The sequence below is a fragment of the Frankia sp. CgKIO3 genome, from assembly GCF_977946435.1.
The window spans coordinates 1-11,679 of sequence record NZ_CDWTMO010000136.1 but is presented as its reverse complement, the minus strand read 5'-3'; the positions used below and the strand labels follow the sequence as shown (position 1 = coordinate 11,679).

Here is an 11,679-nt window from a genome sequence, read left to right as displayed (position 1 = left end):
CCACCGAACCCCCTCCATTGGGGGTCGCCCGCGCTACCTAAGAAGAAGGTGGTATAAGTCGCAAAAAATCAGTACAAATGACTCTGGTGGATGAAGGAACATTCGGTCTCACTCGCCGTCCCGGCGAGGCCGATCAGATACAGACACCTACCCCTCATCTCCTGTCGGGCTCCGGTTCGAGGCATGTTTCCTCGACCACCACGGCCTGCACGCCCGCGGTGGATGTCACACTCGGGGGGGGACAGGTCCCACCGGGGCTGGGTTCGCGCATCCCGACGCGCGACGCATCCCGACACTCGACACCCGGAGGGGGGCCAAACTCGTGGTGACCGACCCTGGTCTTCTGCACTGGCGTGACCCGGTGACCGACATCGGCCATCTCGCCGATGTCACCAACCGGGTGCGGGCCAGCATCGAGACGGTCATCGACGGCAAGTCCGAGGCGATCACGGCGGCCCTGGTCGTGCTGCTGTCCGAGGGCCATCTGCTGATCGAGGACGTCCCCGGGGTCGGCAAGACCATGCTCGCCAAGGCCCTCGCACGGTCCATCGACGCCCGGGTACGCCGCATCCAGTTCACTCCGGACCTGCTCCCCAGCGACGTCACCGGGGTCAGCGTCTACAACCAGGGCACCCGTGACTTCGAGTTCCGTCCCGGTCCGGTGTTCGCCAACATCGTCGTCGGCGACGAGATCAACCGCGCCGAGCCGAAGGCGCAGTCGGCGCTCCTCGAATGCATGGAAGAACACCAGGTCACGGTCGACGGCGTCACCTACCGGCTCGAGTCGCCCTTCATGGTGATCGCGACCCAGAACCCGGTGGAGATGGAGGGCACCCGGGCGTTGCCGGAGGCCCAGCGCGACCGTTTCACCGCCCGGATCTCGATGGGCTACCCCTCCCCCGCGGCCGAGCTGGAGATGCTCGACAGCCACGGCAACGCCAACCCGCTGGCCGGCATCACCCCGGTCACCGACGCCGCCGAGATCGCCAAGCTGATCGCACTCGTCCGCACGGTGCACGTCTCGCCCGAAGTGCGCCACTACATCGTCGACCTGGTCGGCGGGACCCGCACGCATCCTGAGATCGCGCTCGGCGCGTCCCCCCGGGCGGCGCTGCATCTCATCCGTGCTGCCCGAGCCCGCGCGGCCCTGGACCAGCGCGGTTTCGTCCTCCCCGACGACGTTCAGGAGATGGCTGTCCCGGTCATGGCGCACCGCCTACTGCTGCAGCCCGAGATCATGCTCTCCGGAGAGCCGACGATCGAGGTCGCCGCCCGCATCCTGACCGACGTCCTGCGCCGGATTCCGATCCTTCGTCCCGGTACGGCACGCCCAACCCGGCACGGCCGTTAGAGCTCCGTGTGTGGAACCTCCGGGTGCGGAACCTCCGGGTGCGCGACTTTGTCGCGGCGCTGCGTGGCCTGACGATCCGCGGCCGGTCGTTCGTCGCCGCCGGCATCGCCTGCGCGGCGTCCGCGGCCGTGCTCGGCGAGCAGGACCTGCTGCGGATCGGCCTGCTCCTCATTCTCCTCCCCGTGCTCGCGGCGGCCTTCGTCTGCCGGACCCGCTACCGGCTCGCCTGCACCCGCCGGCTCGAACCGAGCCGGGTGACCGCCGGGGACCGGGTCTCGGTCCGGATCAGACTGGAAAACGTCAGCCGGTCGCCGTCGTCGGTACTCCTGGTGGAGGACGCCGCCGCGGACGGGCTGGGCGGCGGGGTCCGGTTCGTACTCGGCCGGATCGAGCCCGGTGGCAGCCGGGACCTGTCCTATGTCCTGCACGCGGGGATGCGCGGTCGCTACCAGATCGGACCGATGGCGATCCGCCTCGGTGACCCGTTCGGGCTGTGCGAACTGTCGCGCAGTTTCCGCAGCCTGGACGAGCTGGTCGTGGCCCCCCCGATCGAGCGGCTGCCGTCGGCCCGCCCGACCGGTGCCGCGCGTGTCAGCACCCAGCTGCGCCGCCCGACCGGGCTCGCGGGTGAGAACGAGACGACGACCCGTCCGTACCGGTCCGGCGACGACCTGCGCAAGGTGCATTGGAAGACAACCGCCCGCCGCGGCGAGCTGATGGTCCGGCGCGAGGAGCACCCGCAGACGGGCGGGGCGACTATCCTGATCGACACCCGGACCCGGGCGTGGCCCGACAGAGGCCCCTCAGCATCGTTCGAGTGGGCGGTGAGCGCGGTCGGGGCGATCGGCGTCCACCTCGTCCGGGGCGGGTACCGGGTCCGACTGCTGACCGATCAGGGGCTGGCGGCCATCGCCGCGGGGGGTACCGTCGGCGGGCTCCTCGACGAGCTTTCAACGCTGACGCCCGCCCCCACCGAGTCCCTGCACCCAGCGCTCGCGGCCGGCCGCAGGCAGGCCGATCACGGCGGCATGTTTGTCGCCGTCCTCGGCCACACCGATGCGCCCACTGCCGCCGCGCTGGCCGGGCTGCGGCCCCGCAGCGCCCCGGCGATCGCGGTGCTCGTCGACGTGGCCAGCTGGAGCACCGCCGCGGCGGCCCCGAAGATCGCCGCTGACCTCGGAACGACGCACGCGGTGCTCACCCGCGCTGGCTGGGCGGTCCTTGTCGCGGCAGCGGGCACCAGCCTCGCGGCGATGTGGCCGCGGGTCGCCGCCCGGGCCCGGGGCACGGACGGCGTCGGTGCCTCGAGTGCCGCCGGAGTCTCCGGACGTGCCGGGACCGTGGGACTCACCGGGGCAACGGGGCACAGCGGCGGTCTCCACATCGGCGGACGGTCGGTGCCGTGAACGCCCGCCCGGTGCCCACAGTGATCGTCACCGTCGTCTGTCTGCTGTCCACCAGCGCGCTGACCCGTCTGTTCGAGGGTGTCCTCTGGTGGTTCGGGCCGGTACTCGTCGCCACGGCCGTGGCCGTCGGGACGGGGGTGGCGAGCCGCCTGCTCCTGCTGCCGGCGGCGGCCGGGATCCTGCTCAGTCTGGTCGGCCTCATCGGCACCGTCACCGTGCTGTCCGCGCGGTCGACGGCGTTGCTGGGCTTCCTGCCGACCGCCACCACGGTCAAGACGCTGCGCACGCTCATCTCCGCCGGCGGCTCCGACATCTCACGGCTGGCCGCGCCGGTGCCCGACCGGCCGGGCCTGGTGGTCCTCACGGTGATCGGCGTTTACCTCCTGGTTATGATCGTCGATCTGATCGTGGTGAAGTTCGACCACCCGACGCTCGGCGGCCTTCCGCTGCTGGCGCTGTATGCAGTGTCGGCGGCGATTCTGCCCGGGGGCGTCGGCACGGTGCCCTTCCTACTCGGCGCGGTGAGCTTCATCGCCCTGCTCCTGCTCGACGGGCGGTTGGCGTACGGGCGATGGGGCCGGACCGTCTCCGACCAGCGGAGGGCCGGCGTCGAGATGTTCGGCGGTCGCCTCGCCGTGGGCGCGCTCGGGGTCGCCGTCGCTGCGATCGCGGTGCCGTTGGGCCTGCCGTCCCTTGACGGCGAGGGACTAGTGTCGCGCAAGGGTGGATCCGGCGCCGGGGACGGTCCGAGTTCAGCCAGCGTCGTGCAGCCGATCGTCTCGGTGAGCCAGCAGCTGCACGCCAGCACGGAGGTGCCCCTGCTTCGGGTGCGCTTCGACAAGCCGGAGTATCTGCGACTGACGGCGCTGGAGAACTTCGACGGCCAGCTGTTCACCCTGCGGGCGTTGAACGCCACCCGGGAGAACCGGGTCAGCGAGGGACTACCGAAACCACGGACGGGCGGCACCACCCAGTCGGTGCGTGCGGAAGTGGCCGTCACCGGGCGGTTCAACGAGCTGTATCTGCCGGTTCCGGGCATCCCAACCCGGATCGAGGGGCTGACCGGCGACTGGCGGCTGGCGAGCCCGACAGGCACGATCTTCTCGACCCGGACCTCGACGGCGAACGCGCATTACCAGGTGGACGCGGTGGTGCCGAATCCCACGAGCGCGCAACTTCAGGCCGCGACCGGGCCAATCCCGGACTCGCTCGACATCGCGACCGCGCTCCCTGACAATCTCGATCCCCAGCTGCGCCAGCTCACCAAGGCCGTGACCGCGGATGCGCGCACCCCCTATGAAAAGGTGTACGCGATCCAGGAATACCTGCGGGGGCCGCAGTTCACCTACGACCTCCAGGGCGCCCCCACCACGCAGGAGGGCGCGCTCAGCCAGTTCCTGTTCGACACCCACCGCGGCTACTGCGAGCAGTTCGCCTCGGCCATGACGGTCATGGTGCGGATACTGGGCCTACCCGCCCGGGTCGCGATCGGCTTCGTCCCCGGGGAGCGGCAGAGTGACGGCAGCTACGTCATCACCAACCGGCAGGCGCATGCCTGGCCTGAGGTCTGGTTCCCGTCGATCGGCTGGATCAGCTTCGAGCCGACCCGCCGCAGCGACGGAGCCACCTCGGCGCCGTCCTACGCCCCCGCCGGGCCCGAGGACCCCGACAATGAGGCCGCCCTGCCGGAAGATCCGGATCAGACCGAACTGCAGGCAGCGCCCGAGCCGGTGCCCGTGCCGGATACCTCCACGCCGGCTCCCGGCGACGATCCGACCGCGGTGGACGCCCCGCGGTCAGGTGATGGCGCCTCGACCTCCACCGGGATTCCCTCCTGGGTGATCTGGCTGTGCGGTGCCCTGCCCGTCCTGGGCCTGCTGGCCGTTCCGGCGATCACCCGGATCCAGCGGAGGCGGGTCCGACTGCGCCCGGCCGAAGACGATCCTTCAGACCCGTCTGGGGCGACGGTGGAACGGGTCCACGACGCCTGGGCAGAACTGCTGGACGTCGCCGCGGATCTGGGAATCATGATCCGGCCGAGCGACTCGCCGCGGGCCGGGGTGGCCCGGCTGACCGCCTACCTGGACGCCGAGCCGACCACCGCACAGGCCCCGGGGTCCCGCCCGGAACCGTCTGCGTGGCAATCCGGGGACGGCGGGCCCCCCACGACCTACCCGCAGGCCCGCGCGGCACTCGCCCGGCTGGCCTCCGCGGAGGAGCGGGCCCGCTACGCGCCACCGGAGATGGCCGCGCCGCCGTCCGTCGCAGACCTCAGCGAGGATGTCGTCCTGGCCACCACCACGGTGTGGGCGCTGGCACCGCGGGCCAGGCGGATGTTGGCGCGGATCGCCCCGGCATCGGTTCTCCGGCGCGACGCGCCGACCTCGGCGCGCGGACGGTCGAGGACAGGACAGGGAGGCGGCGGGGACGACGCACCCGCCGCACCCGCCACGATTCAGAATGATGACAATCAGGACTGGCCGGACCCGGTCAGGGACGGTCCTCCCAGCGCCGCCGCCACCGCTCCTCGACCCGTTCCATGAACGGAGCCCTAGCCCGCGGCTTCGGCTTCGATCCCCCCTGCACACCGCCCGGCCGCCGGTGACCGGTGTCACGGCCGCTGATCCGGCGCAGGCCCGCCGCACCGCGCAGCGCGGCGAACAACATCATGAGGAAACCGAGGATGCCGAAGATCACCGTCAGCGGTACCTGGTTGAGCACCACGCCGACGACCAGGACGGCCAGACCGAGGACGAAGACGACCGCGCTGCGGCGCACCCGGCGCAGCAGGTAGGTACGGGGGTCCGTCGAACGGACGGTACTGGCAAACTTCGGATCGTCCTGTACGAGAGCGCGCTCGATCTGCTCCAGCAGGCGCTGCTCGTTCTCCGAGAGCGGCATCGACGCTCCTCCCACGACCTGTAGGCCCAGCGGACGGAACCTGATAACCAAGGATAGGCATGTGCGGGCGGGTGCGGTAGGCAACCTGTCATGCTGGTTGGAACCGAGCGATTCCCGTCACCTGGTCCGTGCCCGAACTGGGGTCTTTCATACCGGGAAATCCACGATCACGGGAACCGGCGGTGCCGGCTTCACAAGCGGTACCAGCGGCACGACGGCGGGCAAGCACATGCAGCTGTGCCGCGAGGTCACGGAACGGCTCCCGGGCGGCCGCGGCCAGTTCCAGGCGCAGCAGCCGCTGCGCGGTGAAGGCATCGGAGTCGACCAGTGCCCCGGGGACCAGGTCGGCGAACACACGCACCCCGTGGACGTCGACGACGTCCACGCCAGCCCCGTCCACCAGCGCGACGATCTCGGCGGTGGTGAACCCGGCGGCCGCCCGGGGCGCCCCGGCGCCCTGGCCGGTCAGCACGGCCTGCGCCTGCTCGAAGCGACCCGCCAGGGCGCGGGCGAGCACTGTGGCAGCCCGGCCCGCGACGACGAGGCTGAGGACGCCTCCCGGGCGCAGCACCCGCAGGGCCCCCGCCAGCGCGGCCCCGGGATCGTCAACGACGTCGAGGACGGAGTGGCACAGCAACAAATCGGCGGTCTCGGTGCCGACGATGCCGGTCAGGTCGCCCAGATCGCCCTGCTCGGCCGTGACCCGGTCGGCGACGCCCCGTTCGTCGGCGCGACGGCGCAACGCTGCCAGGGCGTCCGGCGACGGGTCCACGACGATCACCAGGTAGCCCTCGACCGCCAGGGGGACAGCGAAGCTACCACTCCCACCGCCCGCGGCAACGATGATCGGCGGGATGGTCGCGGCCGTCGGGGCCACCGACCAGGCCGGAACCCCCGCTGCCGATCCGGGCAGGACCGTCCGCAGGCCGTGCCAGATCGCAGCCTGCCGCAGATCCGCGCCGGTGACATGGCTGGTCATGCGCGTCGTGCCTCCTCAGACCGGCATCGTCGGCATCGCCGCCATCAGCCCGCTCGCCCACGCCGGAGGACCGGGCGCGTCACTGACCCACGGTGAGACCTATGACAACCCCGACGACCAGCCCGCCAGCCGACAGCCCTACGACCCGCAGTACCCAGCTGTTGCGACGCGCAACGGCGGACGGCACGGCCCGATGCGCGCCGCGGTGCCGATGCCCAGAACCGGTGAGGACCATCGATGATCTCCTGCTCCGCCAGCCACTGCCCCTCGGGGGGTAACCGATAGTGACTGATGCTCACCGTAAACGCAACCGCTCGTCACCCGCCCGGGGCGTCGCCGGGCCGAGGGCAGGCTGACCGTGGTCGGCTCGGCGGCGTGACCATCGCGACCTCCCCACGCCCGACCGGACCGGTGCCGGCGATCACTGGTTGGGACGGCAGGCCCAGCACGCCCTCGACAACCCCGATGAACAGATCGACCTGATGGATCAGATCGTCGGCCTCCCGCCTGGTCACCACCTTCAGCCCGGCCTCGGCCGCCGATCGCCGGGCGGCCCCCGCCGCGAAGAACTCCGCCCACTCCGCGAGCTCGGGGGCCACCCGGACAAGCAGGCACCAGGCACTCACGGGCCGACCGCGACGACCGGGACGGGGCCGGGCCCGGTCCGCCAGGACGGCGGCCGCCGCCCGCAGCGCCGCGAGATGGGCGAGGGCGTAGCGCTCCCCGGCCGTCTGGGCGTACTCGGCCTCACCGAGACCGCGCCGGGCGGCGACCAACAGATCGTCACGGGAGCGGCGGGGCAGCCCCGCCGCCGACACCAGGGTCCGTCCAACCGGCTCGGTGGACGCACCGCGCGGCCCGGTGGATCCACCATGGCCGCCGAACGCGCCCTTACTGCGGGCCGCTCCTCCCGCCGGGTCCGAGCCACTGATCGAGCCACTGATCGGCCGACTGGTCACGGTGGTCACGACACCTCCCAGATCTCGAACATAGGTTCGATCACAAAGTAGTGAACCCTCTCCGACGCCGCCCGTCAAGCACCTAGGTATCGAACACGCGATCGAGAAGATCCGACGACCTCGGACTCGACCACCCGAAGAAACCAGCCGAGGACGAGCAGGGCTACCACGTCGGGAACCCATCCCAGCCGCGGGTCCGCGACTTTCCCCCGACAGACATGTCCCGAACCCGCACCCGGCGTCCGGGCCACCCGGGTGACCCCCGGGTCGAGCGCATCCGGATTGGCCACGACAAGCGCCGTTCCGTCCAGCGCAAACCGGATGATGTTCACGTCGCGGTGACCCACGAGCCCGCTGGCGAACTCGCCGCAGGTCGGCGTGAGCCAGCGCAGCGTGGCACCGTCCGACAGGCGCACCCGGCCCCCGTGGCGGCCTGGCTCGAAGGCGGCCAGGGGCACCCGTCCCATGGGTTCGACCAGACGGATCCCGGAACCATCGAGATCGGTCTCCAGCGCGAACGGCCGGCCGGCTGCCATCAGCTCGACCCGGCCCCGCGACCACCAGTCGGCCAGCACCGCGCCCTCGCCGGTCTCTATGTGCACGTGCCGGACCGAGGCGTGCCGGGACACCGACTCGATCCGGAAGACCAGCTCGTGCGGCAGTCCGCCGGCCCGCCGCGGGAGAAAGCCCGCCCCGGCCGCCGGCCGCGGTGCCCGGGTCCGGGCCACCGCCGGGCCCGGACCCGGGCCCGCTGCCGACGCGGGCCGCCTCGCCAGGCTCCTGGGCACCGTGATCGCCATGCTCCCAACCCCCTCCGCCTCGCCGGCCGTCTCCCGGCCGCCTGCCACCCTCGGTTTCGTGGGCTCAGTGCACCTCCGAGCGATCAACGCCCACTGCACGCACAATCACCAGAACCATTGAGAATGTGTTGATCGAAACAGCCGGATTCCGCGATCGGGTCACGCGACGCCCCACGGAGCCGGACCGCTACCCGCACCGGGCACCGGGCACCGGGCACCGGGCACCGGGCACCGGGCAGGCCTGACGCGGATAACGACAGGGGTCGTTCCAGATCGGTGGTTGCCGCCATGTCCCCTCCCGGAGCACGCTGCGGTAAACAGACATCACCGGGGGTCATACGAGAGGACCAGATGCCCGACCGCGACAACCTGCAGTTCGCCATCCTCGGCCCGTTGGAGATCACCACCGGGGGGGCACCCATCGTGCTAGGCGGCACCCAGCGCAAGGTGCTGATGGCCGCGTTGCTGCTGGAAGCCGGTCAGGTGGTGCCCGGTCACCGGCTGCTAGAGGTGATCTGGGGGGATCCACCGCCGGAGAAGGCGCTGGCCACATTGCGCACCCATGTCAGCGAGCTGCGGCGGCGGCTGGAGACCGGGCCCGAGGTGCTGTTGCGCAAGGGGACCGGGTACGTCCTCGACGTACGCCCGGAGCAGATCGACTCCGAACAGGCCCGTCGGCTGCTGGAACAGGGCCGGCGCGCGGTGGACGACGGTGACCCGGTGAGCGCGATCGCCCCGCTGCAGGAGGCCCAGGCCCTCTGGCGGGGACCGCCGCTGGTCGACCTGATCGACTACCCGTTCACCCGAGCCTACGTGGACGCCCTCGACGAACTCCAGCTCGACGTCGTCAAGACCCGGATCGCCGCCGACCTCTCCCTGGGTCGTCATCGCGAGGTCATCGGGGATCTGCGCGTGCTGGTGACACGGCACCCCCACGACGACGGGCTGCGCCGGGAGCTGGTTTTCGCCTTCTATCGGGACGGTCGGATCGAGGACACGGCCCGGGCCTGCCGAGAGGGCCTGGAGGCACTGCACGACCTGGGGCTGGACTCCGCGATGTTGCAGCAGCTGCAGGAGGACGTGCTGCGCGGCACGTCCAGCCTGGCCTGGACCCCGCCCCGCTCGCTCGACCGGCCGGTCTCCGTGGCGCCCACGAGCCAGGGGGGATACCAGCTGCCCCGGACATCCGCGAATACACCGGACGCGACACGATCCAGGCCCAGGTGCACGCCATGCTGACCGATCCGGTCGGGCTGTCATGGGGAACCGTGGTGGCGGCGTTCGCGGGTAAGGCCAGCGCCGGCAAGACCGCCTTGGCCGTGCACGTCGCGCATCGCGTCCGCACGGGGTTCACCGACACGCTGTACGTGGACCTGCGGGGCAACAGCACCCCACTGGACCCGGCCCGGGTGCTGTCCCGGTTCGTCCAGACGCTCGGGGTCAGCCGCTCCGCGGTACCGGCCGACCCCGACGATCTCGGCGAGATGTACCGGGAGCTGCTCGTGACCCGCAAGGTTCTGATCATCCTCGACAACGCGGGGGGCGAGGCGCAGATCCGGCCGCTGATGCCGACCAGCCCGGGCTGCGCGGTCATCATCACGAGTCGGTCGCGGCTGCACGGCCTGAACGCCCCGTACTGGATGGTGGACGTCCTGCTGCCCAGTGACGCGGTGGAGCTGCTGGCCAAGGTGGTCAGCACGCAGCGGGTCGACGCCGAACCCGAGGCCGCGCGCGACATCGTCGGTCTGTGCGGCTACCTACCGCTGGCGATCCAGATCGCCGGGCGCAAGCTGGCCGCCCATCCGCACTGGAAACTGGCCCGCCTGGCCGGGCGGCTCGCCAACGAACGCGACCGGCTGTCCTGGCTGGAGGCCGGCGACCTGGAGATCCGGGCCAGCTTCTCGCTGAGCTACGAGGGCCGGCCGCCGGACGAGCAGCGCGCCTTCCGGCTGCTGTCGCTGCCTGCGATGAGCGATTTCGCGCCGTGGGCCGCGGCGGCGGTCCTCGACCTCGACCTCGACGAAGCCGAGGACGTCGTCGACCGGCTCGCCGACGCCCAGCTACTCGAACGACGTGGCGCCGACCGGACAGGAACCGAACGCTACCGCTTTCACGACCTGCTCCGGGTGTTCGCCCGGGAGCGCGAGACCGGGGTCGGCACCCCACTCGGCCACCCCGCGACCCCGGGCCGGATCCCCGAGGCCTGCGGGGACAACCGTCACACCGGCAACGGGCACACCGACAACGGGCATCACGACGCTGCCGGGGCCCCCTCCACCGTGTCCGGAGAACACCGGGCGGCCCTGGGCCGGCTGCTGTACGCCTATCTGGCGATGCTGCGGGAGGCGGTCGACACCTTCAGCCCCGGCGAGGTGCGCACCCTTACCCCCGTCGCCGAGGACGTGGCGGCGCTCACGACGGGGGCCGTGTTTCGGTTTGAACAGGCAGGCGTCGCCGACCTGGTCGGTCAGCCGCTGGTCTGGTTCGGCGGGGAACGAGGAAACCTCATGAGCCTGATCGACCAGGCCCACGCGGCCGGTCTCGGCGAGCCGACCTGGCTGCTCGCCACCGAGGCCGCCGAGTTCTACGCCTTCGCGGCGCACTGGGGCGACTGGGAGCAGAGCCACGTCCTGGGGCTGGCCGCGGCCCGCCGGGCCGGGCACCGCCTCGCCGAGGCGACGCTGCTGACCAACCTCGCCGAGCGCGACGTCACGCTGGCCTTCGAGGACGCCTTCTGGCGACTGGACGCGGACGGCACGGACCCCGACGGTCAACCGGCGGTCGAGGTCTACCGGGCTACGGTCGACCACTTGGCGCTGGCCACGGAGCGCCTCACCCGGGCCCGGGAGATCTTCGCCGACTTCGGCGACGAGCTGGGTGAGGCCCGGACGCTGCGCGGGCTGGCCGACGCCTGCCGCGGTCGGGGGGAGTTCTCCACGGCCCTGGTCCGCTTCGAGGCCGGCCTGGAGATGATGCGCCGGGCCGGCGCCCGCAAGGCCGAGGCGGAGACCCTGGTGAACGTCGCCATGGTCCACGGCGACCGCAACGAGCTCACCGACGGCATCAACTGCCTGACGATGAGCCTGTCGATCGCCCGCGAACTCGGCAACCGTCCGCTGGAGGCGCTGGCCCTGCGCCGGCTGGGCGATCTCCACCGTTTCCAGCACCGGTTGGACCGGGCCCTGGCAAGCTACAACGAGAGCCTGCCGCTGCTCGCCGAGCTACCCGACACCCGCTGGGAGCCACGTGTGCTCATCCGCCGGGGTGACATCCTCGCCTCGTT

Annotated in this window: 10 protein-coding genes; 6 read left to right on the top strand and 4 right to left on the bottom strand. The window is 71.5% G+C overall.

All coding sequences use genetic code 11. The features are described 5' to 3' along the window. Positions 1-322: 322 nt before the first annotated feature. Genes AC08OJ_RS14875 through AC08OJ_RS14865 form a run of 3 tightly spaced genes read left to right on the top strand, consistent with a single transcriptional unit; the run spans position 323 to position 5,300 of the window. On the top strand, positions 323-1,351 hold the full coding sequence (locus AC08OJ_RS14875; protein ID WP_476593531.1) for an AAA family ATPase: 1,029 nt from the start codon (positions 323-325) through the stop codon (positions 1,349-1,351). Between the two features lie 38 nt (positions 1,352-1,389). After that, positions 1,390-2,757 carry a DUF58 domain-containing protein gene (locus AC08OJ_RS14870; RefSeq protein ID WP_476596021.1) on the top strand — a complete coding sequence of 456 codons (1,368 nt, stop codon included), beginning with the start codon at positions 1,390-1,392 and terminating at the stop codon, positions 2,755-2,757. Further along, positions 2,754-5,300, top strand: coding sequence for a transglutaminase TgpA family protein (locus tag AC08OJ_RS14865; protein WP_476596020.1), 2,547 nt, complete (start codon positions 2,754-2,756; stop codon positions 5,298-5,300). Before AC08OJ_RS14870 ends, AC08OJ_RS14865 begins: the two co-directional genes overlap by 4 nt. On the opposite strand, the gene AC08OJ_RS14860 is transcribed toward AC08OJ_RS14865, so the two are convergent. Continuing rightward, a complete protein-coding gene (locus AC08OJ_RS14860; RefSeq protein WP_476593528.1) occupies positions 5,248-5,658 on the bottom strand; it encodes a DUF3040 domain-containing protein in 411 nt (136 codons plus the stop codon). The genes AC08OJ_RS14865 and AC08OJ_RS14860 overlap by 53 nt on opposite strands. Positions 5,659-5,746: 88 nt before the next feature. Further along, positions 5,747-6,637 (bottom strand): class I SAM-dependent methyltransferase, encoded by an 891-nt coding sequence (locus tag AC08OJ_RS14855; RefSeq protein WP_476596019.1) that lies wholly within the window; start codon positions 6,635-6,637, stop codon positions 5,747-5,749. Positions 6,638-6,644: 7 nt separating this feature from the next. Here AC08OJ_RS14855 and AC08OJ_RS14850 point away from each other — a divergent pair, with 7 nt between their 5' ends. After that, a complete protein-coding gene (locus AC08OJ_RS14850; RefSeq protein ID WP_476593526.1) occupies positions 6,645-6,878 on the top strand; it encodes a hypothetical protein in 234 nt (77 codons plus the stop codon). A gap of 76 nt (positions 6,879-6,954) precedes the next feature. On the opposite strand, the gene AC08OJ_RS14845 is transcribed toward AC08OJ_RS14850, so the two are convergent. Both AC08OJ_RS14845 and AC08OJ_RS14840 read right to left on the bottom strand, forming a co-directional pair. Beyond that, entirely contained in the window at positions 6,955-7,596 is a 642-nt protein-coding gene (locus tag AC08OJ_RS14845; protein ID WP_476593532.1) for an SAV_6107 family HEPN domain-containing protein, read from the bottom strand. A 74-nt stretch (positions 7,597-7,670) separates the two neighbouring features. Beyond that, positions 7,671-8,444 (bottom strand): hypothetical protein, encoded by a 774-nt coding sequence (locus tag AC08OJ_RS14840; RefSeq protein ID WP_476596018.1) that lies wholly within the window; start codon positions 8,442-8,444, stop codon positions 7,671-7,673. A 303-nt stretch (positions 8,445-8,747) separates the two neighbouring features. Here AC08OJ_RS14840 and AC08OJ_RS14835 point away from each other — a divergent pair, with 303 nt between their 5' ends. Together AC08OJ_RS14835 and AC08OJ_RS14830 are read left to right on the top strand one after the other, a co-directional pair. Further along, the gene (locus AC08OJ_RS14835; protein ID WP_476596016.1) at positions 8,748-9,635 is read left to right on the top strand and encodes an AfsR/SARP family transcriptional regulator; all 888 of its coding nucleotides are present in this window, start codon (positions 8,748-8,750) and stop codon (positions 9,633-9,635) included. Then, on the top strand, positions 9,629-11,679 hold a 2,051-nt coding region (locus AC08OJ_RS14830), incomplete at its 3' end, for a tetratricopeptide repeat protein (protein ID WP_476596014.1). The genes AC08OJ_RS14835 and AC08OJ_RS14830, both read left to right, overlap by 7 nt.